The following is a 26,993-nucleotide window of genomic DNA, read 5'->3' as shown; positions in this document are numbered from 1 at the left end:
ACTTGCGCTGAGCTTTCAACGTGACAAAACGTTGATCCAGAGCGTTCTGCTCGTCTTTTTTATCGCTCACACTGCGTGCGAAAGCATTTCGCGGTGTTTCCTCGCGACCGTATATCGAGAAAGAGTCGATCGAGTAAGTCGGACTTTTAGATTCCGAACGTAGGCTTTTTCCTAAATTTTTCGTTGAAATCACTCGTTCAAAAAATAACCAACCTACGCTGTAATGGCCGGTTCACGGCACTTATGCCTGCCGAAATGTCGTATTCGAACCGGTTGGGACGCCAGTTTCATTTAAAAAAGCTCATGCCGATTCGGCATAGGGTAGGCGTTTACGGCATTAGACGGCGCAACCTTGCATCGGAATAGTTGCGCCTTTTTTCGCCTGCCGGAGAGCCGTAAACACGCGCTTCGGGGCACCTTATACGGAGGCAGATGCACAGACTTTTCCGCTAAAGAGCGTTCCAGTTCCTGCATGTGCCTGAGTCAAACGCAAGTAAGGGTAAAGATAATGAAGAAGGCAAAGCTTAGCCTCGCCTGGCAGATCCTCATCGGTCTGGTGTTGGGGATTGCAATCGGTGCGTTGCTCAACCATTTCAGTGCCGAGAAGGCCTGGTGGATCAGCAACGTCCTGCAACCGGCAGGCGATATCTTTATCCGTCTGATCAAGATGATCGTGATCCCGATCGTCATCTCTTCCCTGATCGTCGGCATCGCCGGCGTGGGCGACGCCAAGAAGCTCGGGCGCATCGGCCTGAAGACCATCATCTACTTCGAAATCGTCACCACCATCGCCATCGTCGTCGGCCTGCTGCTGGCCAACCTGTTCCATCCGGGTGCCGGCATCGACATGAGCACCCTGGGCACTGTGGACATCTCCAAGTACCAGGCGACCGCCGCCGAAGTGCAGCATGAACACGCGTTCATCGAGACCATCCTCAACCTGATTCCGTCGAACATCTTCGCGGCCATGGCTCGCGGCGAGATGCTGCCGATCATCTTCTTCTCCGTGCTGTTCGGTCTCGGTCTGTCGAGCCTGCAGTCGGACCTGCGCGAGCCACTGGTGAAGATGTTCCAGGGCGTCTCGGAAAGCATGTTCAAAGTCACCCACATGATCATGAACTACGCCCCGATCGGCGTGTTCGCACTGATCGCGGTGACCGTGGCCAACTTCGGTTTCGCTTCGCTGCTGCCGCTGGCCAAGCTGGTGATCCTGGTTTACGTCGCCATCGCCTTCTTCGCCTTCGTCATTCTGGGCCTGATCGCCAAGATGTTCGGCTTCTCGGTGATCAAGCTGATGCGCATCTTCAAGGATGAGCTGGTGCTGGCTTACTCCACCGCTTCCTCGGAAACCGTGCTGCCACGCGTAATCGAGAAGATGGAAGCCTACGGCGCACCAAAAGCCATCTGCAGCTTCGTGGTACCGACCGGCTACTCGTTCAACCTCGACGGTTCGACCCTGTACCAGTCCATCGCGGCCATCTTCATCGCTCAGCTGTATGGCATCGACCTGTCGATCAGCCAGCAACTGCTGCTGGTCCTGACCCTGATGGTCACTTCCAAAGGTATCGCCGGCGTACCGGGCGTGTCCTTCGTGGTACTGCTGGCCACTCTGGGCAGTGTGGGTATTCCGCTGGAAGGTCTGGCCTTCATCGCCGGTGTCGACCGTGTGATGGACATGGCGCGTACCGCCCTGAACGTGATCGGCAACGCCCTGGCGGTACTGGTCATCGCCCGTTGGGAAGGCATGTACGACGACGCCAAGGGCCAGCGCTACTGGAACTCGCTGCCGCACTGGCGCAGCAAGGAAAAACTGCCGGCCGGTGACGTTTCCAACAACTGATCCCCGCTCGTAAGGCACCCTGACAAACCCCGGAGAAATCCGGGGTTTGTCGTTTCTGGCGACCCCGCTATCATTCGCCGCATCTTCCGGGGGATTTGACTGATGCTTAATGGCCTGTGGCTTGGCTTCTTCATCGTGGCAGCCGTTTCGGCGCTGGGGCAATGGCTGATCGGCGGCAACGCCGGGATCTTCGCGGCGATGGTGGAAAGCATTTTTGCCATGGCCAAGCTGTCGGTCGAAGTCATGGTGCTGCTGTTCGGCACGCTGACCCTGTGGCTGGGCTTCCTGCGGATCGCCGAGAAAGCCGGGATCGTCGAATGGCTGGCCAAAGCGCTGGGCCCGCTGTTCCTGCGGCTGATGCCGGAAGTGCCAGCGGGGCACCCGGCCATCGGCCTGATCACCCTGAACTTCGCCGCCAACGGCCTGGGCCTGGACAACGCCGCCACGCCGATCGGCCTTAAAGCGATGAAGGCGCTGCAAGAGCTCAACCCCAGCTCGACCATCGCCAGCAACGCGCAGATCCTGTTCCTGGTACTCAATGCATCGTCCCTGACCCTGCTGCCGGTGACGATCTTCATGTACCGCGCCCAACAAGGTGCGCCGGACCCGACGCTGGTGTTCCTGCCGATCCTGCTGGCCACCAGTTGCTCGACCATCGTCGGCTTCCTGTCGGTGGCGTTCATGCAGCGCCTGCGGGTCTGGGACCCGGTGGTGCTGGCTTACCTGATTCCCGGCGCGCTGATCCTCGGCGGCTTCATGGCGTTGCTCGCGACGATGTCGGCCACTGCGCTGGCGGGCCTGTCGTCGATCCTCGGCAACCTGACGCTGTTCGGCCTGATCATGCTGTTCCTGGTGATCGGCGCCTTGCGCAAGGTGAAGGTCTACGAGGCCTTTGTCGAAGGTGCGAAGGAAGGTTTCGACGTGGCCAAGAACCTGCTGCCGTATCTGGTGGCGATGCTCTGCGCGATCGGCGTATTGCGCGCGTCCGGCGCGCTGGACTTCGGCCTCGACGGTATCCGCCATCTGGTGGAGTGGGCAGGGTGGGACACGCGCTTCGTCGATGCGCTGCCGACCGCCATGGTCAAACCGTTCTCCGGCAGCGCCGCCCGGGCGATGCTGATCGAAACGATGAAGACCTCGGGCGTGGACAGCTTCCCGGCGCTGGTGGCCGCAACGATTCAGGGCAGCACCGAAACCACGTTCTACGTGCTGGCGGTGTACTTCGGCGCGGTGGGCATCCAGCGCGCCCGGCATGCCGTCGGTTGCGCGCTGCTGGCCGAACTCGCGGGCGTGCTCGGCGCTATCGGCGTCTGCTACTGGTTCTTCGGTTAAGGCTCAAGGCCGGGCAGGTGGGGCAACTTTCTGCCCTTGCTCCACCGCCCACGCCACCACCTTCGCGGTGAGGCGATCACTGGCCTGACCGAATCCGGCCACCACCGCCGGGACCTTCACATCATTGAGCGGCTGACGTTCTTCGAAGCGGCGACTGGCGAGAATCCGCTGGTCATAGCCACGCACCAGCAACGCATCGACCCGCACCACGACGCTGGCCTGCGTGCCCTGATACTCGGTCTGAAATGCCTGCAGGCTGCCGCCCAGTTCCAGGTCCGCCTGGAAATTGCTGTCGTCGGTGCTCAACAGCGATATACGCCCGTCCCGCTGGAAGCCATCCAGCAGCCGATTGCGCACCAGCACCGGCGCCGGATCGCTCCAGCGCGAGGCCTTATAAGTGCTGATCACGTCACCCTGGGGAATCACCGCGATGCCCGGCCGGTTCAGCGCTTCGCTGGCCTGCAGTTTGTTCAGACGCAGCGACCAGTGCTGAGCCGCCGCCGAACCGGCCGAAGCGGGCGCCTCTGCGGCTGGCAAGCGATAGACATCCAGCGGCTCGGACTTGGGCAGGATCGAGCACGCGCTGATCAGCGTGAAGCCGGCGAGGAGGGCGAGGCGAGTCAGCTTCATGGCGTGAACTCCTTGTTCTTGTCACTGCCCAGCAGGTAACCGCTGGGGTTGGCCTCCAGGCGTTGGGAAATGGCGCGCAGCGAGTTCAGGGTTTCACGCAGTTCGCGGATCGCCGGGGCCAGACCGTTGAGGCCCTGCATGCCGCTGTCGAGGGAGTTCTGGTTCTTGCTCAACAGGCCGTTGATGGTGGCGCTGCTCTGCTCCAGGGATTTCATCGCCTGCTCGGCGCTGCCCAAGGCCTGCTTGCCCTGATCGTTGAGCAAGCCGTTGGCGTTGCGCATCAGCGCCGACGTCTGTTCGAGCATGTTGCCGGCCTGCTTGCCGACCGTCGCCAGTTGCTGCATGGCCTGACGCAGGTCGCCGCGCTGATCGTTGATCGAACCGGTAGTCTGTTCCAGATGCTGGAGGGTTTTGCTCACGCGCTCGATGTTGTCGGCGGAGAACATCTGATTGGCATTGCTCAGCAGCGTGCTGACTCCGCTCATCAGGTCGTTGCTGTCATTGAGCAGTCGCGAGATCGGCGAGGGCGAGGCGACGATGGTCGGCAGATTTCCGTCATGGCCCTTGAGTTTCGGACTCTCTGGCGTGCCGCCGCTGAGCTGGATGATCGACGTGCCGGTGATCCCGGCCAGGGCCAGTTTGGCCTGGGTGTCTTCCTTGACCGGCGTGTCACCCGCCAGACGAATCCGCGCCAGCACCCGACGCGGGTCCTGCGGGTCGAGGCGCAGGCTGACCACATCGCCGACCTTGATCCCGCTGTACTGCACCGGGCTGCCCCGGGACAGGCCGCTGACCGCTTCGTTGAAGACGATTTCGTAATCCTTGAACTCGGTGTCGACGCTGGACTTGGCCAGCCACAGACCGAAGAGCAGGGCGCCCGCCACCACAATCACCGTGAACAGGCCGATCAATACATGATGGGCTCGGGTTTCCATGTCAGACCTCGTTGAGCTGTTTGGCGGCGTCCAGCGCCGAGCGGCCGCGAGGGCCGTGGAAGTATTCGTGAATCCACGCGTCATCGGTTTCCGAGACCACGTCGATGGGACCGGCCACCAGCACTTTCTTCTGCGCCAATACCGCGACGCGGTCGGTGATGGTGTAGAGCGTGTCGAGGTCGTGGGTCACCAGAAACACGCTCAGGCCCAGCGCGTCGCGCAGGGTCAGGATCAATTGGTCGAACTGCGCCGCGCCAATCGGATCGAGGCCGGCGGTGGGTTCGTCGAGAAACAGGATGTCCGGGTCCAGCGCCAGCGCCCGGGCCAGTGCCGCGCGCTTGATCATGCCGCCGGACAGCGAAGCCGGGTACTTGTCCGCCGCCGACAGCGGCAGCCCGGCCAGCGCCAACTTCACCGCCGCCAGATGCTCGGCGTCGTCGCGGCTCAGACCGGCGTGTTCGATGAGGGGCAGGGCGACATTCTCGGTGACGGTCAGCGACGAGAACAGCGCGCCTTTCTGGAACAGCACACCGAAACGCCGCTCGATCAGCGAACGCTCATGCTCCGGCAGGCTCGGCAGGTTCTGGCCGAACACCTTGACCATGCCTTCACTGGGCCGGCGCAAGCCGACGATGCTGCGCAGCAACACCGATTTGCCGCTGCCGGAGCCGCCGACCACGGCCAGGATCTCGCCTTTGTACAAGTCGAGGTCGAGGTTCTCGTGCACGCTCTGGCTGCCGAAGCGATTGCACAGGCCACGGACTTCGATCACCGCCTCGGAGGGCGCGCGGGGTAGACGACTCACCAGCCCATCTCCATGAAAAACAGCGCGGCGACCGCATCGAGCACGATCACCACGAAAATCGATTGCACCACGCTTGAGGTGGTGTGGGCGCCAACGGATTCGGCGCTGCCGCTGACCTTGAAGCCTTCCAGACAGCCGATGGCGGCGATCAGAAACGCGAAGATCGGGGCTTTGACCAGGCCCACCAGGAAATGTTGAATCCCTATGTCGCTTTGCAGCAGCGACAGGAACATCGCCGGCGAGATATCCAGCGACACCGCACAAACCACAGCACCGCCGACGATCCCGCAGATCATCGCCAGAAACGTCAGCATCGGCAGCGCCACCAACAACGCCAGCACCCGCGGCACCACCAGCAACTCCATGGGATCGAGGCCGAGGGTGCGGATGGCGTCGATTTCCTCGTTGGCCTTCATCGAGCCGATCTGCGCGGTAAAGGCACTGGCGGTGCGGCCGGCCATCAGGATCGCCGTGAGCAACACACCGAACTCGCGCAGGAAGGCGAAGCCGACCAGATCCACGGTGAACACGCTGGCGCCGAAACTGGCCAGCACCGTCGCCCCGAGGAACGCCACCACTGCGCCCACCAGAAAGGTCAGCAACGCGACGATGGGCGCGGCGTCGAGGCCAGTCTGTTCGATGTGCGCAATCATCGGCGTGATACGCCAGCGCTTGGGCCGGAACAGGCTGCGGGCGATGGTTTCGAGGATCAGGCCGACGAAGCCGAGCAATTGCAGGGTGTCCTGCCAGACCGTGTCGACGGCCCGACCGATGCGCGTCAGCAGTTGCACGCTGACGCTGATTTCCGGCTCCTTGATCGGCACGCAGAAGTCGGTCAGCGAGCGATACACGGTTTGCAGCAAGGCGCGGTCGGCGCTGGAAATCGTGCAGTCGGGGTGTTCGGCGGATTTGCCCAGCCGCTCCGAGCCGAGCAGCTCCACCAGCAGCGACGCACCGGCGGTGTCGAGGGCGCCGAGGCCGTTGAGATCGATGGGGGTGTCGGCGTCGTACTGGCCGTGGAGCGTTTCGCTCAGTTGCTTGAGATCAGCGTAGTGGGCAAGCGTCCAGTCCCCGGTCACCCGCAGGCGGGCAGGGGTGATCGAGGTGTCCAGGCGGGCACTGCCGGTCATTGGGCTGCTGGTCATAAGCTCCGTGCTTGTTCGGCTAAATACGCTGGCATACGTAATAGCACGAACACGGTTACTTTTCTTTGGTCGGTGTGCTGTCCGTGACCTCGAAGCGCAGCACGCCAATCACCTGACCGTCTTCGGTCAACACCCGCACCTGCCATTTGCCTGCCGGGTTGCCGGGGAAGTTCTGCTTGTGGGTCCAGGCCCGGTAGCCTTCCTTGCGCCCGCCGTGGATGTCGAGGGCGATGCGGTCGACCTCTTTGCCGTTGAATTGCCAGACGTGATAAATCCGCTCATCGAGCCCGCGCGGCGCGTTGATCGCGGTGTAGGCATAGAGCCCGCCGCCACGGATCTGTTCGGCGCTGACTTCCTTGAGGCTGGCGCCCGGCACCCGGTCCTGCACCTGAGTGCTGATTGCCACGTCAGTCATCCACAGCGTCGCCGGCGGCACCCACGAACGCAGGACCCAGCCCACGCCACCGATGCCGACCGTGATACACAGGATCGCCAAGGCATTGCGCACGGTGCGGATCGGGAAGATCGACGCCAGGCTCGGGAACGACAACACCACCGCAATCCCCAGCGCCCATTTGAAGCTTTGCGAGGTGGTCAGGTGCATGATCACCGGCAGCGCCGTGAGCAGGGCGGCGAACAGGGTCAGGGTGTGCAGCGCGAGGAACGCCCAGCGCCGTGGCGCCAGCCATTTGTAGTAGAGCGGGTCGACGATCGAGATCAGCGCCGCGATGCACAGCAGCCCGGTGAAAAACAGCTGGCCGCTGTTCCAGGTGGTGGTGATGAAGAAGAACGGCAGGACGAAAAACAGGCTTTCCTGGTGGATCATCTGCGTCGCGTAACGCAGCAGCGGCTGGGGGATTTCCCGTTTGAAAATCCGCGTGAACAGCCTGGTCAGGCTGTTTTCCAGCATCAGCCAGATCCAGCTCAGCAGCATGATCGTGGTGATCCAGCTCGCCAGCCCCTGTTGCCGGTCGACCAGAATGAAGCTGCCGACCCCGGAGATGAAACCGCCGAGCGCAATGACCCCGGGGTAGCGCTTCATCAGTTCGAGAATGCGCTGGATCAGAAGGGTCAATTTAGACATTTGGGCGGTTCACGACAGTCGAGGAAAAAACCCCGACAGAGTACCGCCCGCCGGGCCGTGTGGCGAGGCTGCCGGTCAGTCTGGATGCACGGATTTGCGCCGATGCAGGCGCCAGCCGAGCAGCATCAGCACCACCACGCCCAATCCGCCCGCCAGCAGCCACAACACCTGATCGTCACTGAGCAGCGGTTTCTCGATCCGCAGATAGCCCGGTTGCAGCAGCAACTCGCGCATGGCCTTGTTCGCCGCCTCCAACGTCACGCCTTGCAGCTCCCGCGCAGGATCGGCAAAACGGCCATCCTCGTAGTCGCCCAGGGCGCTCCAGTAATAGTCGGCCATGGCGCTGGTGCCCTGCACGGCCCAGGCCTGGTGGGCGATGGCGGCTTGTTTCAAGCGATTGAAGGTGTCGGCATCGAGGCCGTTTTTCAGCAGGTCGGCCTTGAGGTCTTCCAGTACCTGTTCGGCTTCGGCGATATCACCGCGATCCAGATCGGCGTTGAGGCTCATGAAGCCGACGCCGCCGAACACCTCGCGCTCGGCCCACGGCCCGTAGGACAAACCGTGGTTCAGGCGCAATTGGCGGTACAACGCCCACTCCAGGTATTCCTTGAGCAGGTCGAAGGTTTCGTCGTACTGATCGTCCAGCACCGGCTCCGGCACCAGCCAGTGCAGCTTGGCGCTGTTACCGATGAAACCGCGAGTGATCGTGCGTTCGTGAGCGGCGCTGGCGCGGATGTCCGGCAACGGACGGTGTTCGCTCGGGTCGACCGCTTCCAGCGCGCCCCACGCCCGTTCCAGATAGGCGGGCAGCAACTTGTCGAGGTCACCAACGACAATCAGGGTCATGTTGTTCGGTGCGTACCAGGCCTTGCGCACCTTCTCCAGCTGTTCGCGGGTCAGGCCATCGACCTCGGCCCGCTGCGGGCATTTGAGGCCCAGTTCGACCGCCAGTTGGTTGCTCGCGGTGTGGCCCAGATCCTGCCGATCGAGAAAGCGTTGCAGACGGGTGTAATGACCGCCGTCCTCACGCTCGACCACTCGCTTGGCGGCGTTGATCGCGTTGTCGTCGAAGCGGGTCTGGGTCAGCAGGTCCAGCAGCAGGTCGAGGACCTTGCGCTGGTTTTTCGCCGGGGCTTCGATGACGAACGTGGTGTCGGCGTTGCTGGTGAAGGCGTTCCAGTCGCCGCCGAGGGCTTGCATGCGTTCTTCGAGGCCACCTTCGCCGGTGGCATCGATGCCGCTGAACAGCAAGTGTTCGAGCAGGTGCGGCAGCTCTTTTTCATTGCAGTCGAAATCGTCCAGACCGACGCCGATCACCAAGCGGATCGCCACGTGCCCACGCTCGGTGCCGGGCTTGAGCAGCAATTGCAGGCCGTTGGGCAGCGCATAGCCTTCGACCTGAAAACGATCCAGGGCGAAAGCGGGCAGGGAACCGAGCAACAGACAGGCGAACAACAGGCAACGCATAACGAGCTTCCATACGGCTGAATTGGAGATCCGTGTCGTCAGTCAGATCGCTTTCGCGAGCAAGCTCGCTCCCACAAAGGAATGCATTTCAAATGTGGGAGCGAGCTTGCTCGCGAAGGCGCCCTGGAGACTGAACTCTGAGTTACTGACTGACCACAACCCCAGACGTTCAAGGCGAATGCGTGATGTCCGCCATATCGTCTGCCGCCAGCGCGCCGGTATCGGAAGTTTCCAGCACCACATAGGCGCTGCTGCAGAACAGCGAGTTCAGGCGTTTCATGTCGGCAATCAACTCCAGGTGCAACGAACTGGTCTCGATACTCTGTACGATCTTACGTTGCAACCGGCTGACATGGGCGTGGGCCAGACGCCGTTCCTGTGCGCGAAAGCGACGTTTCTCACGCAGCAACTGGCGGGCGCTTTCCTTGTCGCCGCTGAGGAACACCGACAGCCCCAGCCGCAGGTTGGCGATCAATTGCTGGTGCAGGCCGGCCAGCTCTTCCAGCCCGTCTTCGGAAAACGACCGGCGTTGCGAAGTCTTCTGCTGCTGCACTTTGCGCAACATGCGTTCGATCAGGTCGCTGGCGAGTTTGAGGTTGATCGCCAGCTCGATGATTTCCGCCCAGCGCCGACTATCCTGTTCGCCAAGATCTTCGCGGGGCATCTGCGCCAGGTACAGCTTGATCGCGCTGTACAGCGCTTCGACGTCATCGGTCAGCTTGCGCATTTCCTGGGTGACGGCGGTCTGTTTGCCGCGCAGCACGTCGAGGGTCGCGTCGAGCATGTTGTCGATCAGATCGCCCATGCGCAGGGTTTCCCGGGCGGCGTTGGCCAGTGCCAGGCTCGGCGTGACCAGGGCGGTGGCGTCGAGGTGACGCGGCTTGGCGGTGCCGTTGACCTCCGGACGCTCCGGCAGCAGCCAGGCGCACAGCCGCGCCATCGGCCCGACGCTCGGCAGCAGGATCAGGCAGCGGGCGGTGTTGTAGAGCAGGTGGAAACCGATGACCATTTCCTGCGGGCTGAAATCCAGGCTGTCGATCCAGTGCACCAGCGGGTCGAGTACCGGAATGATCAGCAGCAGCCCGATCAGTTTGTACAGCAGGCTGCCCAGCGCCACCTGCCGGCCGGCGGCGTTCTGCATGCTGGTGCTCATGAACGCCAGCACGCCGCTGCCGATGTTGGCACCGATCACCAGACCGATCGCCACCGGCAGACTGATCACCGCAGCGCCGGCGAGCGTGGCGGTCAGCAGCACGGCCGCCAGACTGGAGTAGGAAATCATCGCGAACAGCGCGCCGACCAGGGCGTCGAGCAAGATATCGCCGGTCAGCGACGCGAAAATCACCTTCACCCCTTGGGCATGGGTGATCGGCGCAGCGGCCTCGACGATCAGTTGCAGCGCCAGGATGATCAGCCCCAACCCGATGGCCACACGGCCCATCTGCCCGAGTCGGGTCTGTTTGCGCGACAGAAAGAAAATCACCCCGAGGAAAATCAGCAGCGGCGACAGCCACGACAGGTCGAACGTCAGCACCCGCGCCATCAGCGCCGTACCGACGTCGGCGCCAAGCATGGTCGCCAGGGCCGGGGTCAACGCCATCAGGCCCTGACCGACAAAGGACGTCACGAGCATGGCGGTGGCGTTGCTGCTCTGCACCATCGCGGTGACGAGGATGCCGGCGACAAAGGCCAGCCAGCGTTTGGACATGTTCTGGCCGATCACGTGGCGCAGATTGGTGCCGTACACCCGCAGGATGCCGGTTCGAACGATGTGCGTGCCCCAGATCAGCAGGGCCACGGCAGAGAGCAGATTGAGCAGGGTGAGCATGCAGACCCCCTGTAATAGCAGCGCCCCAGAGGGGCAAGTTGACGGTACCGCGCAACTTCTACGTTCTGATACTTAAGCTGTAGTTGGCTAACGGTCTGGGCGCCAGCATTGCACAGCTAAAGCGGGGATTGAAACAAAAGTGTCATGAAAACAGGTTCATGCAGCCATGAAAAAAGGGCCCGAAGGCCCTTTGATCTGTTGCGCAGCGTTCGGGTTACTGACCCGGAATATCCTTGCGCAGTTTCACCGGATCCTGCTGTTTGCGTTTTTTCGCGATGGCGGTGCGCATCTTGATGTTGATCGCTTCGACCGCCAGCGAGAACGCCATGGCGAAGTAGACGTAGCCTTTCGGTACGTGTACGTCGAACGATTCGGCAATCAGCACGGTGCCGACCACCAGCAGGAACGAAAGCGCGAGCATTTTCAGCGACGGGTGCTTGTCGATGAACTCGCTGATCTTGCCCGAGGCCAGCATCATCACCAGCACGGCCACGATGATCGCCGCGACCATGACCGGAACGTGGGACACCATGCCGACGGCGGTGATCACCGAGTCCAGCGAGAACACGATGTCGATGATCGCGATCTGGATGATGGTGTAGAGGAAATTGCCGCCCTTGCCGCCAGGCGTTTCGTCGCTTTCGTCTTCACCTTCCAGCGCGTGGTACATCTCCTGGGAGCTTTTCCACAGCAGGAAAAGGCCACCGAAGAACAGGATCAGGTCGCGACCGGAAATGCCCTGGCCGAACACTTCGAACAGGTCGGCGGTGAGGCGCATGACCCAGGTGATCGACAGCAGCAACAGGATCCGCGTGATCATGGCCAGGCCAAGACCGAAGATCCGGGTGCGCTGCTGCATGTGTTTGGGCATGCGGCTGACCAGGATCGAAATCATGATGATGTTATCGATGCCCAGAACGATTTCCAGGGCGGTCAGGGTGAAGAAGGCAACCCAGATCTCAGGGTTGGTCAGCCATTCCATGTGTATTCCTTTGAGCGAGTGTTAAACCAGGACGCCAGCAATCAGCTGGCGTCCTGGTGAGTTTGGTGCGGTTACAACGTGCTGAACAGCGGGAAAGTCCCCAACAGCAAGGCTGCGACCAGTATGCACAGGCAGACCAGCACTGCCCACTTCAGGGTGAAACGCTGGTGATCGCCGAACTCGATCCCCGCCAGTGCCACCAGCAGGTACGTCGACGGCACCAGTGGGCTCAGCAGGTGAACCGGCTGACCGACGATCGAGGCACGGGCCATTTCCACCGCGGTGATGCCGTAATGGCTGGCCGCTTCGGACAACACCGGCAACACACCGTAGTAGAACGCGTCGTTCGACATGAAGAACGTGAACGGCATGCTCACCAGCGCCGTGATCACCGCCAGGTACGGGCCGAGGAAATCAGGGATCACTGCCAGCAGGCTTTTCGACATGGCATCGACCATGCCGGTGCCCGACAGGATACCGGTGAAAATGCCCGCCGCGAAGATCAGACTGACCACCGACAGCACGCTGCCGGCGTGGGCGGCGACACGATCCTTCTGCATTTGCAGGCAAGGGTAGTTGACGATCATGGCAATACTGAACGCCACCATGAACAGCACCGGCAGCGGCAGCAGGCCGGCGATCAGGGTGCACATCAGGGCCAGGGTCAGCAGGCCGTTGAACCAGATCAGTTTCGGACGGCGGGCATCCGGGAATTGCGAGACGCTGATTTCGCTGTGATCGATTTCGTCGCCGATCAGGTGCAGCTCACCCAGACGCGCACGCTCACGTTTGCCGTAGAAGTAGGCAATGATCAGGATCGCCACCACACCGGCAGCCATCGCCGGGATCATCGGTACGAAAATGTCCGACGGGTCCACGTGCAGCGCACTCGCGGCACGGGCGGTCGGGCCACCCCACGGGGTCATGTTCATCACGCCGCCGGCGAGGATGATCAGACCGGCCATGATCCGCGGGCTCATGCCGATGCGACTGTAAAGCGGCAGCATGGCGGCCACGCAGATCATGTAAGTGGTCGCGCCGTCACCATCGAGGGAAACGACGAGCGCCAGTACGGCGGTGCCGACCGAAACCTTCAGCGGGTCGCCCTTGACCAGTTTGAGGATCTTGCGCACGGCCGGGTCGAACAGGCCGGAGTCGATCATCAGGGCGAAATACAGAATCGCGAACATCAGCATCACGCCGGTCGGCGCAAGCTTGGTAATACCTTCGAGCATCATCGGGCCGATCTTCGGGGCGAAACCACCGAACAGGGCGAACAGGATCGGGATGATGATCAGAGCGATCAGCGCAGACAGGCGCTTGGTCATGATCAGGAACATGAACGTGATGACCATGGCGAAGCCAAGGAAAGTCAGCATGGGAATACTCCAGGCGTAGCGCGGCTAGGTAAGTGAGCGGATCGGGTGGATCAGCGCAGAACGGGAAGCACGAGGCGTACGGGCGGAGTTGGAGCGAGGAGGCGGGTTGCAGAGGACATCAGAATCACCATTGTTGTTGTTAATTGGGCCTGTCGTGCGAGCAATCACACGCGTTGGCCAACCGGTCTGTTGCCGGCAGTGGGGGCGATCCTAATCGGGGAACCTTTCAGCTACCTTTCGCGCAAGAAAGCTTTGGGCGAACGGCCAACCGGCCGTCGGATGCGGGCTAGAGTCAATGAACACGGGAAGCGGAGGACAGGGCGATGACTGAGTTGCACGGCGGTGGCTGTCACTGCGGACATATCCGCTATCAGTTCAGCGGAGCATTGCACGACATCGCCCACTGTCATTGTTCGATCTGTCGAAAGGTCAGCGGCGGCATCGTCACCACCTGGATCACGCTGCCGGCGGCGAACTTCCAGTGGCTGGCCGGGACGCCTTCGCGTTATGACTCGTCGACCAGTTGTGCCCGGTTCTTCTGTCCGAACTGCGGCGCACAACTGGCGCTGGTGACGTTGCTCAGTCCCGAGAGCATCGATCTGACGATTGCCACACTGGATCATCCCGAGCTGGCCGCCGCCGAGCGGCATATCTGGACCGACAGCCAGTTGCCGTGGCTGCACCTGGACGAGCATTTGCCGGGCGAACCCGAAGAAAGCATCTGATTAAAAAATAGACAGATCCAGCGGCCGCATCGCGCCCATCCAGATCGCGTGCTCGGTGTGATCGAGCAAGTCATCGCCGGTGTCCGGGTGCAGGAACACCACCAAACCTTTGCGATTGAGCGCCAGCCACGGCAACACCTCGCCGATCAGCTCCGGGCCGAAGGCCAGCTGGCAGCTCCAGTCCGGGTGCGGGCCGACCGGACGTTCATGCACGCGGCCCATCTTCAATGGGAATAATTGCGCGGCCTGCTCACACAGCGCCCGCGCCTGTTCGATCGTGCTGGCGTCGTAATAAACGTGGGCGTGATAACCCTTGATCGTCTGCATCGCAAACCCTCTGAATCGGTTCGAACCCTCGGCGTTGCCCGTATGTCACACGCCATACAAGGGAAAACAAAAGGGACTTCAGCCATGAAAAATGCCGAAACCCCGGCGGTAAAAGTGGTGCTCTATGGTGCCATGAGTAGCCTGGGCAGTGCGTTGATGGCTGAACTGCTGCGTCGCCAGCACGAAGTCATCGCGATCCTCGACGATCTGACGGCGCTCGCGCCACGGCCGGGACTGCGTACCAAAAGCGGCGACCTGCTCGATGCCGAGCGGGTCAATCAGAGCGTGGCCGGCAGCACGGCGGTGATCTGCCTGCTGAATGCGCCGGGCTTGCCGCTGAGTAGTGATCATGTCGAAAAATCCGTGGTGCTGGGGCCAGTGGAACAGGTGCTGGCGGTGGATGCGTTGATCGATGGATTGCAAGCGGCGAACGTCTCGCGGCTGTTTGTCATCGGCGAATTCGAAGCACTGGACGATCCGGAAAACGCCGACCCGCTGCAACGCCACGCCGCCGAGGAAGTGCGCGAAGCCCTGCAAAGCAGCCCGTTGCACTGGACGCTGGTGAATGCACCGCGCAGCGTCGCCGGGCTGACGATCGAACATTTCAGTCAGGTCGGCCGCACGCTGGAACCGGGTCTGGCCGAACCGCTGGAACGCCTGAACCGGGTGGCGGTGGGGATTGCCGACGAGCTGCGGCTGAATCTGCATCTGCGTCAGCACGTGGATTTTGTCGCCGCCTCTTGATCCATTACACAGCAATCGAAGGCAACGGCAATCCAGCCAAGGACTCGGCGCTGCTGGCTTGTTCGGCCATCAGCCAATCCACGAACGTCTGGATCAGCGCGCCCCGGCGTTTGCGCTGCGGCAGCACCACGTAATAACCGAGGCGCGACAGGGTGGTCTCAGCGATCGGCCGGCACAACAGCCCCTGGGTGAGCAAGTTATCCACAAGGTGCCGCCAGCCAATTGCCACGCCCTGACCGCCAATCGCCGCTTGAATCAACAAAGTGTAATTGTCGAAGCGCAACTGGCCCGGGGCCGGCGGCGTACTGATGTTCAGCGCGCGGAACAGACCGCTCCAGTCGAACCAGTTACTGCTGTTTTCCCCGCGCAGGTGCAGCAGCGGAAATTCCATAAGTGCCTGGGCCGGCAAGGGCAGGGGGCGATCCTTGAGCAATTGCGGGCTACACACCGGAAACACTTCTTCGCTGAACAACCAGTGACTTTCGCCCTGTTTGAAGCGACCGTCGCCGAACAGCACGGCAACGTCGATATCCGGGCGCAGCATGTTGTGATTGCGCTCGCTGGTGACCAGGCTCACGTCCACCTGTGGATAAGCTTCATGAAAGCGGTGCAGACGCGGCATCAGCCAATACGCGGCGAAGGCGAAATCAGTGGCAACCTGCAGCACTTCATGTTGCTGCTGCGTGCTGATCGCGCTCAATCCTGCGTCGATATTCTGCAAACCGAGGGTAACCTGCTCGAACAGGATCGAGCCGACCTCGGTCAGTTCGATGCCCCGGTAGATCCGGTCGAACAGCCGCGTGCCGAGTTGCTCTTCCAGGCGTTTGATCTGCTGACTGATCGCCGGTTGCGTCGTGCCGAGCTCAACCGCCGCAGCGGTAAAACTGCGATGACGGGCCGCCGCCTCGAAGGCGCGCAGCAGGTCCAGCGACAGATCACCGAGGGCTTCATACATAAGCTGTGCTTATCCTAGTCATTGTCCGGCGCGGGCTTTACCGGATATTGCGTGGAATCCATGCTCGATCGCAGCAATGTCGCATAAATATTCACTATGGAATGCCGCGATCACATGAAGCGCAAGAACATTCTTTTCATCATGGCCGATCAAATGGCCGCGCCAATGTTGCCGTTCTACGGCCCGTCGCCGATCAAACTGCCGAACCTCAGCCGCCTCGCCGAACAAGGCGTGGTGTTCGATGCCGCCTACTGCAACAGCCCGCTGTGCGCACCCTCGCGTTTCACCCTGGTCAGCGGCCAGTTGCCGAGCAAAATTGGCGCCTACGACAACGCCGCTGATTTCCCCGCCGACATTCCAACTTACGCCCATTACCTGCGCCGCCTCGGTTACCGCACTGCGCTGTCGGGCAAGATGCATTTTTGCGGCCCCGATCAACTGCACGGTTACGAAGAGCGCCTGACCAGCGACATCTATCCGGCCGACTACGGCTGGGCGGTGAACTGGGACGAACCCGACGTGCGACCGAGCTGGTATCACAACATGTCTTCGGTGTTGCAGGCCGGGCCGTGTGTGCGCACCAACCAGCTCGACTTCGACGAAGAAGTGGTGTTCAAGGCTCAGCAATACCTGTTCGACCATATTCGCGAGGACGGCGACCAGCCGTTCTGCCTGACCGTGTCGATGACTCACCCTCACGACCCGTACACGATTCCCAAGGCGTTCTGGGATTTGTATGACGATGCGGATATCCCGCTTCCGACGACGCCGGATCAGCATTCACTCGATCCGCACTCCCAGCGTTTGCTCAAGGTCTACGACCTGTGGGACAAGCCGCTGCCTGTGGATAAAATCCGCGACGCACGCCGCGCGTACTTCGGTGCATGCAGTTATATCGACGCCAACGTCGGCAAACTCCTGCAAACCCTCGAAGATTGTGGGCTGATGGACGACACCGTCATCGTTTTCTCCGGTGACCATGGCGACATGCTCGGCGAGAAGGGCCTCTGGTACAAAATGCACTGGTACGAAATGGCCGCGCGAGTGCCCCTGTTGATAAGTGCACCCGGTCAGTTCAAATCGGGCCGTGTCAGCTCTGCCGTCTCCACCGCCGACCTGTTGCCGACATTCGTCGAACTGGCCGGGGGCAATCTGGAACCGAATCTGCCGCTGGATGGCCGTTCGTTGGTGCCGCATCTGCAAGGGCAGGGCGGTCACGACGAAGTGTTCGGCGAATACATGGCCGAGGGCACTGTCAGCCCGCTGATGATGATCCGCCGTGGCGCCTTCAAATTTATCTACAGCGAAACCGACCCTTGCCTACTCTTCGATGTGGATAACGACCCACGCGAGCAGGAAGAACTCAGCCAATCACCGCAACATCGCCAGCTGTTCGACGATTTTCTCGCTGAAGCGCGGGCCAAGTGGGACATCCCGGCGATCCACCGCGAAGTTCTCGAAAGCCAGCGCCGTCGGCGTTTCGTCGCCGAGGCGCTGACGATCGGCAAGCTGAAGAGCTGGGATCACCAGCCGCTGGTGGACGCCAGTCAGCAGTACATGCGCAACCACATCGACCTCGATGACCTGGAGCGCAAGGCCCGTTATCCACAACCCTGCCAAAACCAATAACGTTAAGGGGAAGTCCATGGTCAAGTTATCCACAGTCGTGACGGTGAGTCTGCTGGCACTGGGCAGCGCATCCGCGTTCGCCGAGAGCTGCGACACGGTGAAAATGGCCGACCCCGGCTGGAGCGACATCGCCGCGACCAACGCCATCACCGGGTTTCTGCTGGAGGGCATGGGCTACAAGGCGAAGGTCGACACCCTCGCGGTGCCGATCACCTTCGGCGGCTTGAAGGACGGGCAGGTCGACGTGTTCCTCGGCAACTGGATGCCGGCGCAGCAGGGCTTCTACGACAAGTTCGTCGCCACGGGCGACGTCACCCAACTGGCGAAGAACCTCGACGGCACCGAGTTCACCCTGGCCGTACCGGATTACGTGTGGGACGCGGGTGTGCATAACTTTGCCGACCTGAATAAGTACGCCGATAAATTCGAGAAGAAGATTTACGGCATCGGCTCCGGCGCGCCAGCGAACATCTCACTGCAAGAGATCATCAAGAAAAACGACTTCGACCTGGGCCAATGGAAGCTGATCGAGTCCAGCGAACAGGCGATGCTGGCCGAAGTCTCGCGGGCGGTGAAGAAGCAGAAGTTCGTCACCTTCCTCGGCTGGACCCCGCACCCGATGAACGTGCAGCTGAAAATGCATTACCTCAAGGGTGGCGAGAAGTACTTCGGCGACACGGGTAGCGTCTACACCCTGACCCGCAAGGGCTACGCCGAGGCCTGTCCGAATGTGGGTAAGTTGCTGACCAATCTTGCGTTCACTCAGGAGATGGAGAACAGCATCATGGCCGAGGTGGTGAACAAGAAGGTCAGCAATGCGGAGGCGGTGAAGGCCTGGATCAAGGCGAATCCGGCGGTGCTGGACAAGTGGCTTGATGGTGTGAAGACCGTGGACGGCAAAGATGCGTTGGCGGCGGTTAAAGCCAAACTGTAACTGCGCGGCCGATCGTTCCCACGCTCTGCGTGGGAATGCCGCATTGGACGCTCCGCGTCCCGGGCTGCGTACAATGCGCAAAATTTCACCCGAGAGGATCCATGGCCCTCCCCAGCCGTCGCTCACTTTTCCCCTTCCTGACCTGGCTGCCCCGGCAGACCCGCGCCAGCGTCGGGCGGGACCTGGTCGTCGGCCTCAGCGGGGCGATTCTCGCGTTGCCCCAGTCGATTGCCTACGCGCTGATCGCCGGTCTCCCACCGGAATACGGGCTCTACGCTGCCATCGTCCCGGTGTTGATCGCCTGCCTGTGGGGCTCGTCGTGGCATCTGATCTGCGGCCCGACCGCGGCGATTTCGATTGTGCTGTTCGCCAGTGTCAGTCCGCTGGCCGTGCCTGCGTCACAGGACTACATCACCCTGATCCTGCTGCTGACCTTCCTCGCCGGGATTTTCCAGTGGCTGCTCGGGCTGTTGCGCTTCGGCGCGCTGGTAAATTTCGTCTCGCATTCCGTGGTGCTGGGTTTCACCCTCGGCGCGGCGGTGGTGATTGCCATCGGTCAATTGCCGAACCTGCTGGGACTGGATCTGCCGGCCAAGGCCACGGCGCTGGCCAGCCTGATGGATCTGCTGCGCCATCTCGGGGCTGTGGATAAACCGTCGCTGGTCCTCGGTGTGGCGACGGTGGTGGTTGGCGCGTTGCTCAAACAATGGCTGCCACGTTGGCCGACACTGTTGATGACCTTGGTGCTCGGCAGTGTGGTGGTGTGGCTGTGGCCGGCGATGTTCGGCCATGTTCAATTGGTCAGCGCATTTGTCGGCCGCTTGCCGCCGTTCAGTGGATTGCCGCTGGATATGGATCTGATCCTGCGCCTGCTGCCCAGCGCCGTGGCGGTGGGCATGCTCGGGCTGGTCACCAGCCTGTCGATTGCCCGTTCGATTTCCGCACGCTCGCAACAGCTGCTCGACGCCAACCAGGAAGTCCGCGCGCAGGGTCTTTCGAACATTGTCGGGGCGTTCTTTTCAGGATCCTTGTCCGCCGGCTCGTTCACCCGCTCCGGGCTGAGCTATGAGGCCGGGGCCTGTTCGCCGCTGGCCGGGGTGTTTTCGGCGTTGTGGGTGGCGTTGTTCGCGATTTTCGGTGCCGGGCTGATCGCGCACATTCCGATTCCGGCCATGGCCGGCAGCATTCTGTTGATCGCCTGGGGACTGGTGGATCATCGCGGCATTCGTGCGCTGTTGCGGGTCAGCCGGGCGGAATTCGTGGTGATGAGCCTGACCTGCGTCGCCACGTTGCTGCTGGAATTGCAGACGGCGATTTACGCAGGCGTACTGGCCTCGCTGTTTTTCTACCTCAAGCGTACTTCGCAGCCGAGAGTGCAGCATTGGCGCGATGGCGAAGACGATGTGTTGCGGGTCGGCGGGTCGATCTTTTTCGGCGCCAGCCACTATCTGCAAGTGCGCTTGCAACGGATGCATGGCGCGCGGGTGGTGATCGAGGCGCAACAGATCAACTTCATCGACTATTCAGGCGTGGAAATGCTCCATCAGGAAGCGCGGCGCCTGCTGCGCCAGGATCGCAGCCTGACCTTGCGTCAGGCGCGTCCGCAGGTGGTGGAGGAATTGCGCAAGCTCGAAGGGCCGGAGAAATGTCCGATCCGCTTCGAGGACTGAGGGCGCCTTACAGTGCCAACTGCCGACGCAATTCCGCCAGAACCGGCGCAGTGTCCGGGCGCACGCCGCGCCACAGGAAGAAGGCTTCGGCAGCCTGCTCGGCCAGCATGCCCAAGCCGTCCATCACCACACCCGCGCCGTGCTCGCTGGCCCACCGGCAGAACGCGGTCGGTTCCTTGCCGTACATCATGTCGTAGCACAGGGTCTTGCCCGGCTCGATCAGGCTTGGGGCAATCGGCGGCACGTCGCCGGTGAGGCTGGCGGAGGTGGCGTTGATGATCACGTCCACCGGTTCGCGCAACCAGTCGTAACCACTGGCCGACACCGGCCCCAGATCACAAAACAGTTCGGCCAGCAGCTCGGCCTTGTCCACCGTGCGGTTGGCGATGATCACCGAGGCTGGTTTTTCCGCCAGCAACGGCTCCAGCGCACCGCGTACCGCGCCACCGGCACCGAGCAGCAGAATGCGTTTGCCGGTGAGGCTGAACCCGGCGTTGACCGTCAAATCCCGCACCAGACCGGCGCCGTCGGTGTTATCGCCGAGGAGACTGCCATCGGCCAGTTTGCTCAGGGTGTTCACCGCACCCGCGCGTTCGGCGCGGGCGGTCAGGTTGTTGGCCAGACGATAAGCATCTTCCTTGAACGGCACGGTCACGTTGGCGCCGCGACCTTCCTGGAAAAACGCCGTGGCGCAGCCGGAAAAGTCCTCGAGCGGCGCCAGCAGGGTGCTGTAGTCGAGACTCTGCCCGGTCTGTTCGGCGAACAGTTTGTGAATCATCGGCGACTTGCTGTGGCCGATCGGGTTACCGAAAACGACGTAACGATCCATCAGAAGTCCTCAGGCCTGGGCCAGCCAGTCGCGGTCTTGCAGGAAGTACTCGGTCAGGCGTGCTTCTTCGCTACCCGGCTCGGCTTTCCAGTCGTAGGCCCAGCGCACTTGCGGCGGCAGCGACATCAGGATTGACTCGGTACGCCCGCCCGATTGCAGGCCGAACAGGGTGCCACGGTCGTAAACCAGGTTGAACTCGACATAGCGGCCGCGACGGAATTCCTGGAACTCGCGCTGCTTGGCGGTGAAGGCGTCGTTCTTGCGGCGCTGCACGATCGGCAGGTAAGCGTCGATGTACGCATCGCCGATGGCGCGCATGAAGGCGAAACTGGTGTCGAAGTCCCACTCGTTCAGGTCATCGAAGAACAGGCCACCGATGCCGCGCGGCTCGTGGCGATGCTTGATGTGGAAATAGGTGTCGCACCAGGCCTTGTAGCGCGGGTAGACGTCCGGGCCGAACGGCGCGCAGGCCTGTTCGGCTACGCGGTGCCAGTGGATGCAGTCTTCTTCGTTGCCGTAGTACGGAGTCAGGTCGAAGCCACCGCCGAACCACCAGACCGGCTCTTCACCTTCCTTCTCGGCGATGAAAAAACGCACGTTGGCGTGGGACGTCGGCACATGCGGGTTGTGCGGGTGGATCACCAACGACACGCCAAGGGCTTCGAAACCACGCCCGGCCAGCTCCGGCCGATGGGCACTGGCGGACGGTGGCAGGCCACTGCCGAAGACGTGGGAAAAGTTGACGCCGCCCTTTTCGATCACCGTGCCGTTCTCGATTACCCGGGTCCGACCACCACCGCCGGCCGGACGGGTCCAGGCGTCTTCGACGAAGCGCGTGCCGCCGTCTTCAGTTTCCAGCGCGGCGCAGATGCGGTCTTGCAGGTCGAGCAGATAGGCCTTTACGGCGTCGGTGCGGGTCGTCATGGCTTCACCTTGGATCGGGCGGAACTGCGCGGCGCCCCGCGCAAATGGGCGCGTAGCATACCATCGCAAACCGGCACGCCGCAGTTGACGAAGATCAAGCATGAGCGTTCGATAGGGACCTTCCCAAATGACCCAAGGAGTAGGCAGATGGCCAAGCGAATCCAGTTCCGCGCCCACGGCGGCCCCGAAGTGCTCGAGTACGTTGACTATCAACCCGCCGAACCCGGTCCGCAGCAGGTTCGCGTGAGCAACAAGGCCATCGGCCTGAACTTCATCGACACCTACTATCGCAGCGGTCTGTACGCACCACCGGCGTTGCCGTCGGGCGTGGGTGCGGAAGGCGCCGGTATTGTCGAGGCCGTTGGCAGCGAGGTCACTCGGTTCAAGGTCGGTGACCGCGTAGCTTATGGCAGCGGTCCGCTGGGTGCATACAGCGACGTCCACGTCCTGCCGGAAGCGAATCTGGTGCACCTGCCGGACGCCATCAGCTTTGAAACCGCCGCCGGCGTGATGCTCAAGGGCCTGACCGTGCAATACCTGCTGCGCCAGACCTACGAACTCAAGGGTGGCGAAACTATTCTGTTCCACGCAGCGGCCGGCGGTGTCGGCTTGCTCGCCTGCCAATGGGCCAAAGCCCTGGGCGTGAAGCTGATCGGCACCGTCAGCTCGAAAGCGAAAGCCGATCTGGCCAAGGCCCATGGCGCCTGGGAAACCATCGACTACAGCCACGAAAACGTCGCCCAACGGGTGCTGGAATTGACCGACGGGAAAAAAGTCCCGGTGGTCTACGACGGCGTCGGCAAGGACACCTGGCCGGCTTCGCTGGACAGCGTGGCGCCCCGTGGCCTGCTGGTGAGCTTCGGCAACGCGTCGGGCGCGGTGGACGGCGTGAACCTGGGGATTCTGGCGGCGAAGGGTTCGCTGTACGTCACCCGGCCGACCCTGGCGACCTACGCCAACAACGCCGAAAACCTGCAGCGCATGGCCGACGAGCTGTTCGGGATGATCACCAGCGGCAAGCTGAAAGTGGATATCAGCCAGCGTTATCCACTGGCTGACGCGGCCAAAGCGCAGACCGAGCTGTCGGCGCGGCGAACCACGGGCTCCACTGTCCTGCTGCCCTGACCACCGATGACCTCGTCCCATCTTCATGACGGTGCCGGGGTCTGTTCAAACGTCACAAAAAACGGCGTCTTGCCGGCCAGGGTGGTTTCGAACTCCTGACGAGCAAGACGCTTCACCTCCAGCCCCAGCACACCGGGCAACCTGAGCAATGCGCTGGCCTGCCCTTCGACCTGCAACGCATCTTCAATGACGCTTCGTGTGTCGGCTGTCAGTGTGTCCTCAGCGAGGACCAGATGCATACGTGCTCCCTCGGGCTGTCGATCAATCTGCACCTGGACGTCTGTAGCGTTCAATCCAGGCAAAAGCTGCCGGAGTACGTGCAATACCTGTGACTGAGTGATGAGCGCGCCACCCAGCTTGATCGATGACTCGACCCGCCCCTCAAGGGCCAGAACCGGCATGGAACTGCCACAGGCACACTTCTTTACTGTGCGCAGGACTCGCCCACGATCCCCGATCCGGTAGCGCAACAGCGGCACGTGATCGGGCAGCAGTGGCGTCAGCAGAAACTCACCGGTTTGCTCTTCAGCCACAGCTTGGAGGGTCAGCGGATCAACCACTTCGAGCAGCATGGCGTCGGCATGCAGGTGATAAAAACCGTGCTCCAGATGGGCGCACTGAAAACCGATGGGGCCGGTCTCCGTCGAGCTGTAGCCCAACGAGCGGATCTTCAGCGCCGGCCAGTCCCGGGCCAATTGGTCGCGCAGCGTTTTACTAGAAGGTTCTCCAATGTAGTAGAGCCACTTCAGGCTGCCCAATCCGGCTGTTTCATGATTGAACAAAGCAGCGGCGAAGGAGGGTGTGCATATCAACGCATCGGCCTTGTGTGTCTGAATCAGCTCGGCGACGCGCTGCACGCCCATCTGTGAACCGGCAGGCAACAAGCGTGCGCCAATGTGCTGGACGATGGCTGACGCGTATTGAAAAGCACCCTGCATTTCCCCGGCCGTCAGGCAGTTGATGACCGATTCAGGTCGTTCGTCCGTCACCCCGAACATCCGTGCTCCCAAGGGCACGATTGCAGCGTTGAACGCCCAGGAATGGCTGATCTGTTTGCGATTGCCGGTGCTGCCTCCCGAGGTCAGGGTCAGCCCGCCACCCGGTGCTCGATGTGAAGCTTCACCGAGCGCGGAAAACAGCCCGCCGCCGGACTCGTCTTCCACCGCCAGAACCGGCAATCGATGCAAATCGGCCAATCCCTGTACTTCAAGGATTCGCGGATACAGCGCATGGAACCATGGCAGTGAACGCGCGTGAGCCAATTTACGCGCGAAGGCCTCGGCCGATACATCCGTGACGAGTTCATTGCTCATGGCCGCGCCCTCCCTGACGAATGCCCAGCTCATCGAATCCGCTACGGACGGCGTTCGCCAGAGACTCCAACTGGTGCTGACTGTGGCTCGCGCTGATGGCCAGACGCAAAATCGCCTCGCCCTTGGCCACCACCGGAAACAACGCGGTAGTGACCGCCATACCTTGCCGGCGCAAATGCTGCGCCAGGCTGATCGCATCTCTCTCGGCCCCGACGCGGATAAAACGAATGGGGGACGCGACGTGATGATTGCCCAGCACTGGCCCCAGCAAACGGTCGATCGTGGCGATATTTCTCCACAACGCCACCTGCAACTGACCCAGTTCCGGCGACAAATGAATTTTCCCCGAAGCGACTGCCGCGCCCACCCCGCCAACGGACAATGGTCCGCCAAACGTATAGGTCGATGCATGGCGCCGAATCATCTCCGCATCGGCTTCGGTGCGCACAGTAATCGCCCCACCGGTTGCGCCGAAGGCCTTGGACAACGACGACAGCAGGATCAGCCGGCCACGCTGTCGTTCATCCGCCGCGTCCAGCGCGTAACCACCTCCGGCCACGCCATGGATCGAGGTACCGTGGGCGTCATCCGCATAGAGATAACCGTCGAAACGCTCCGCCAGTTGCAGCAGGCGATTGATCGGGTACACACCGCGCATCGAGCCAATGCTATCGGTCAGGATGATGGGCGTATTACCCGCCGCGACTGCCGTCGAGCACGCTTCTTCCACCTGCTCTACATCGCTGCAATCGCGGCGCTGTATCGGCCCGAATTGCCAGAGAATGCCTTGCAGCACTTGCATCGAAGCATGAGCGCCACGGTCGACAATCCAGCACGGGCCACGACGCATGGGATACGAAGGCATCTCACCGGAGCCGAGCAGCGGCAGACAACCAAGATGCGCACTGCCCACCGAGTTGAAGGTGACCGTATGCCCCTGAAATATCCGGTTGAGCAGTTCATCCAGCTCACGCATGGGTGGCAACAGGGCCCGGGTTCGTGCGGCGGCGAACTGCACGCCGAAAGACTCCACGGCGCTCACCGCTCCTTGGATCAAGCGAGGATCACACTCAAGCCCCAGATAAGAACACGAGAGAAACTCGGTCAGCCGTTCACCGCTTTCGAGCTTGATCTCTTTGCCTTCACGTTTAGCCAGCTTCAGGCCATTCAGCCCCGCATCGAATAGCTGTTGCTGATCGTCACGCGCTTGCCGGACACGGTTTTTGACCCAATTGACGGTCGGTTGAAAAGTGTTCATCGGGATACCTGCAAAGAGGGTGTGCGGCGATAGACCTGGACATGCCAGAGCTGGGTTTTTTCTCGCGCAATGTCTGCCTGGTACTGTTGGGTGATGTCGCAGAAACCTGCGCAATCGGGCCGCACCACATGCAAATGCCCCCGCATGACCACTTGTGCGTTTTCCGACAGAGCTGGAGCCAGGCGCTGCAGGACATTTTTTCCGGCCGCTTCGGGCATAAAGGAAGGCACGTCCGACAGCGATACGAAATCGATGGCTGTTTCCCCGGCAACACAGTCGAGGATGTCGTTCTGCACCACGCGTAACTCGCACTGCTGAAGCCCCTCACGGGCCCGCTGGAAAATTGCCGGATCGCACTCCAGCGGAAAGCCTTGTGGATAACGCAGCTCACCGAAAAACAGCATTTGCAGGAAAAAGCTCTCGCGGACCACCTGAGTGGTGAACAACGTATGGAAAATTTCCAGATACGCCGCACGGGAGCTGATCCCCAGGTTGTTAGGTGGAAACGCGCCTTTGTACAGCAGCGAATTGAGGACTGCTGCGTTTCCCAGCAAAGCGATCACGGCTTTCCAGCGCTTGAGCGGAAATCGGTTTCGGTAATACTCCGTTTGCTCCTCGAGCTGGCTGAACTGAAAAATGCCCCGGCCAGCCTTGCCGGTAAACAGTCCGGTGATCTTGGCCAACCGCTTCAGGGTCTGCTCGAATGCGCCCATGTAAATCGGCGCTTCCCAATGTCGGGACTGGAAGAACGCCGACAGCCACTGACGATCCGCCGACGGTAAAACCAGTTGCTGGAAAATGGAGCGGCGTCGCGCCCGCATACTTTCCATTCGATAGCCCATGAACGCCATGAACGACTCGTGATCGGTCTGTTCCAGCAGGGCAAAACGCAATCGGGTGAACGCCAGTTGCGGCGCGCTGATATCGGTACAGGTCATGCGTGCCGGGGCGGCGGCCAATAAAGGCAACAGCCGGCCGCCGCATCCGGCGATACCCAGCACGTGTCCGGCACGTCTGGGCAGGATCGCGTACTCAAGCGCGGTGTCCTCATCCCCGAGCGTGTAGTTGAGCCGGTCGAAATAATCAGCCATGTCTGCCTCCAGCCATCTGATCTGAACATGGGCAGGCGGCCT

The 26,993-nt window shown here is 61.6% G+C and carries 24 protein-coding genes; 8 read left to right on the top strand and 16 right to left on the bottom strand.

Translation table 11 applies throughout. The features are described 5' to 3' along the window. Positions 1 to 508: 508 nt before the first annotated feature. Both gltP and LOY31_RS00235 read left to right on the top strand, forming a co-directional pair. The gene (gene gltP / locus LOY31_RS00240; protein ID WP_007954055.1) at positions 509 to 1,840 is read left to right on the top strand and encodes a glutamate/aspartate:proton symporter GltP; all 1,332 of its coding nucleotides are present in this window, start codon (positions 509 to 511) and stop codon (positions 1,838 to 1,840) included. A gap of 102 nt (positions 1,841 to 1,942) precedes the next feature. Continuing rightward, positions 1,943 to 3,172 (top strand): nucleoside recognition domain-containing protein, encoded by a 1,230-nt coding sequence (locus LOY31_RS00235; protein ID WP_007954056.1) that lies wholly within the window; start codon positions 1,943 to 1,945, stop codon positions 3,170 to 3,172. A 3-nt stretch (positions 3,173 to 3,175) separates the two neighbouring features. On the opposite strand, the gene LOY31_RS00230 is transcribed toward LOY31_RS00235, so the two are convergent. The 9 genes from LOY31_RS00230 to LOY31_RS00190 all read right to left on the bottom strand — a co-directional run bounded on the left by LOY31_RS00230 (position 3,176) and on the right by LOY31_RS00190 (position 13,427). Next, a complete protein-coding gene (locus LOY31_RS00230) occupies positions 3,176 to 3,802 on the bottom strand; it encodes an ABC-type transport auxiliary lipoprotein family protein (protein WP_221534972.1) in 627 nt (208 codons plus the stop codon). Further along, entirely contained in the window at positions 3,799 to 4,737 is a 939-nt protein-coding gene (locus LOY31_RS00225) for an MlaD family protein (protein WP_127796495.1), read from the bottom strand. The genes LOY31_RS00230 and LOY31_RS00225 overlap by 4 nt, the downstream gene beginning before the upstream one ends. A gap of 1 nt (position 4,738) precedes the next feature. Next, entirely contained in the window at positions 4,739 to 5,542 is an 804-nt protein-coding gene (locus LOY31_RS00220) for an ABC transporter ATP-binding protein (protein WP_007954063.1), read from the bottom strand. Beyond that, entirely contained in the window at positions 5,539 to 6,687 is a 1,149-nt protein-coding gene (locus tag LOY31_RS00215) for an ABC transporter permease (RefSeq protein ID WP_258712689.1), read from the bottom strand. The genes LOY31_RS00220 and LOY31_RS00215 overlap by 4 nt, the downstream gene beginning before the upstream one ends. Positions 6,688 to 6,742: 55 nt before the next feature. After that, positions 6,743 to 7,771, bottom strand: coding sequence for a DUF5924 family protein (locus LOY31_RS00210; protein ID WP_007954065.1), 1,029 nt, complete (start codon positions 7,769 to 7,771; stop codon positions 6,743 to 6,745). Between the two features lie 75 nt (positions 7,772 to 7,846). Then, positions 7,847 to 9,238: a pitrilysin family protein gene (locus tag LOY31_RS00205; protein WP_085606377.1), complete on the bottom strand. Its 1,392-nt coding sequence runs from the start codon at positions 9,236 to 9,238 to the stop codon at positions 7,847 to 7,849. Positions 9,239 to 9,407: 169 nt separating this feature from the next. Further along, the gene (locus LOY31_RS00200) at positions 9,408 to 11,066 is read right to left on the bottom strand and encodes a Na/Pi cotransporter family protein (RefSeq protein WP_221534975.1); all 1,659 of its coding nucleotides are present in this window, start codon (positions 11,064 to 11,066) and stop codon (positions 9,408 to 9,410) included. Between the two features lie 214 nt (positions 11,067 to 11,280). After that, positions 11,281 to 12,048 carry a TerC family protein gene (locus LOY31_RS00195; RefSeq protein WP_007954068.1) on the bottom strand — a complete coding sequence of 256 codons (768 nt, stop codon included), beginning with the start codon at positions 12,046 to 12,048 and terminating at the stop codon, positions 11,281 to 11,283. Between the two features lie 71 nt (positions 12,049 to 12,119). Then, on the bottom strand, positions 12,120 to 13,427 hold the full coding sequence (locus LOY31_RS00190) for a CitMHS family transporter (RefSeq protein WP_007954069.1): 1,308 nt from the start codon (positions 13,425 to 13,427) through the stop codon (positions 12,120 to 12,122). Between the two features lie 323 nt (positions 13,428 to 13,750). On the opposite strand from LOY31_RS00190, the gene LOY31_RS00185 reads away from it, so the two are divergent. Further along, positions 13,751 to 14,152, top strand: coding sequence for a GFA family protein (locus LOY31_RS00185; RefSeq protein WP_258712687.1), 402 nt, complete (start codon positions 13,751 to 13,753; stop codon positions 14,150 to 14,152). On the opposite strand, the gene LOY31_RS00180 is transcribed toward LOY31_RS00185, so the two are convergent. Continuing rightward, positions 14,153 to 14,479 (bottom strand): DOPA 4,5-dioxygenase family protein, encoded by a 327-nt coding sequence (locus tag LOY31_RS00180; RefSeq protein WP_085606365.1) that lies wholly within the window; start codon positions 14,477 to 14,479, stop codon positions 14,153 to 14,155. Positions 14,480 to 14,563: 84 nt separating this feature from the next. Here LOY31_RS00180 and LOY31_RS00175 point away from each other — a divergent pair, with 84 nt between their 5' ends. Continuing rightward, positions 14,564 to 15,223: an NAD(P)-dependent oxidoreductase gene (locus LOY31_RS00175; protein WP_085606363.1), complete on the top strand. Its 660-nt coding sequence runs from the start codon at positions 14,564 to 14,566 to the stop codon at positions 15,221 to 15,223. Between the two features lie 4 nt (positions 15,224 to 15,227). Here LOY31_RS00175 and LOY31_RS00170 read toward each other — a convergent pair whose 3' ends face one another. Beyond that, complete coding sequence (locus LOY31_RS00170) at positions 15,228 to 16,178, bottom strand: choline sulfate utilization transcriptional regulator (protein WP_129973334.1); 951 nt, start codon at positions 16,176 to 16,178, stop codon at positions 15,228 to 15,230. A gap of 114 nt (positions 16,179 to 16,292) precedes the next feature. Here LOY31_RS00170 and betC point away from each other — a divergent pair, with 114 nt between their 5' ends. The 3 genes from betC to LOY31_RS00155 all read left to right on the top strand — a co-directional run bounded on the left by betC (position 16,293) and on the right by LOY31_RS00155 (position 20,411). Further along, the gene (betC, locus tag LOY31_RS00165) at positions 16,293 to 17,807 is read left to right on the top strand and encodes a choline-sulfatase (protein WP_179693154.1); all 1,515 of its coding nucleotides are present in this window, start codon (positions 16,293 to 16,295) and stop codon (positions 17,805 to 17,807) included. 16 nt (positions 17,808 to 17,823) lie between these two features. Next, positions 17,824 to 18,741, top strand: a complete 918-nt coding sequence (gene choX / locus LOY31_RS00160) for a choline ABC transporter substrate-binding protein (protein ID WP_102718827.1) — start codon at positions 17,824 to 17,826, stop codon at positions 18,739 to 18,741. 101 nt (positions 18,742 to 18,842) lie between these two features. Continuing rightward, positions 18,843 to 20,411: a SulP family inorganic anion transporter gene (locus LOY31_RS00155; protein WP_221534980.1), complete on the top strand. Its 1,569-nt coding sequence runs from the start codon at positions 18,843 to 18,845 to the stop codon at positions 20,409 to 20,411. A 7-nt stretch (positions 20,412 to 20,418) separates the two neighbouring features. Here LOY31_RS00155 and aroE read toward each other — a convergent pair whose 3' ends face one another. Together aroE and hemF are read right to left on the bottom strand one after the other, a co-directional pair. Further along, entirely contained in the window at positions 20,419 to 21,240 is an 822-nt protein-coding gene (gene aroE, locus LOY31_RS00150) for a shikimate dehydrogenase (protein ID WP_221534981.1), read from the bottom strand. A gap of 9 nt (positions 21,241 to 21,249) precedes the next feature. Continuing rightward, positions 21,250 to 22,164, bottom strand: coding sequence for an oxygen-dependent coproporphyrinogen oxidase (gene hemF / locus LOY31_RS00145; protein ID WP_007954079.1), 915 nt, complete (start codon positions 22,162 to 22,164; stop codon positions 21,250 to 21,252). A 147-nt stretch (positions 22,165 to 22,311) separates the two neighbouring features. Between hemF and LOY31_RS00140 the strand changes: the two genes are divergently transcribed. Then, entirely contained in the window at positions 22,312 to 23,289 is a 978-nt protein-coding gene (locus LOY31_RS00140) for an NADPH:quinone reductase (protein ID WP_011331749.1), read from the top strand. Between the two features lie 23 nt (positions 23,290 to 23,312). Here the strand turns inward: LOY31_RS00140 and LOY31_RS00135 are convergent, their stop codons facing one another. The 3 genes from LOY31_RS00135 to LOY31_RS00125 are packed head-to-tail and all read right to left on the bottom strand — an operon-like array spanning position 23,313 to position 26,951. Then, entirely contained in the window at positions 23,313 to 24,602 is a 1,290-nt protein-coding gene (locus tag LOY31_RS00135; protein WP_221534982.1) for a phenylacetate--CoA ligase family protein, read from the bottom strand. Continuing rightward, a complete protein-coding gene (locus tag LOY31_RS00130) occupies positions 24,592 to 25,860 on the bottom strand; it encodes an aminotransferase class I/II-fold pyridoxal phosphate-dependent enzyme (protein ID WP_221534983.1) in 1,269 nt (422 codons plus the stop codon). The genes LOY31_RS00135 and LOY31_RS00130 overlap by 11 nt, the downstream gene beginning before the upstream one ends. Beyond that, positions 25,857 to 26,951 (bottom strand): DUF3419 family protein, encoded by a 1,095-nt coding sequence (locus tag LOY31_RS00125; protein WP_258712684.1) that lies wholly within the window; start codon positions 26,949 to 26,951, stop codon positions 25,857 to 25,859. The genes LOY31_RS00130 and LOY31_RS00125 overlap by 4 nt, the downstream gene beginning before the upstream one ends. Between the last annotated feature and the right edge of the window lie 42 nt (positions 26,952 to 26,993).

This window comes from Pseudomonas sp. B21-021, from assembly GCF_024749205.1.
GTDB classification, from domain to species: Bacteria; Pseudomonadota; Gammaproteobacteria; order Pseudomonadales; family Pseudomonadaceae; genus Aquipseudomonas; species Aquipseudomonas paraglycinae.
Note: the sequence above shows the minus strand (reverse complement) of the source record. Positions and strands in the feature narration are given on the sequence as shown.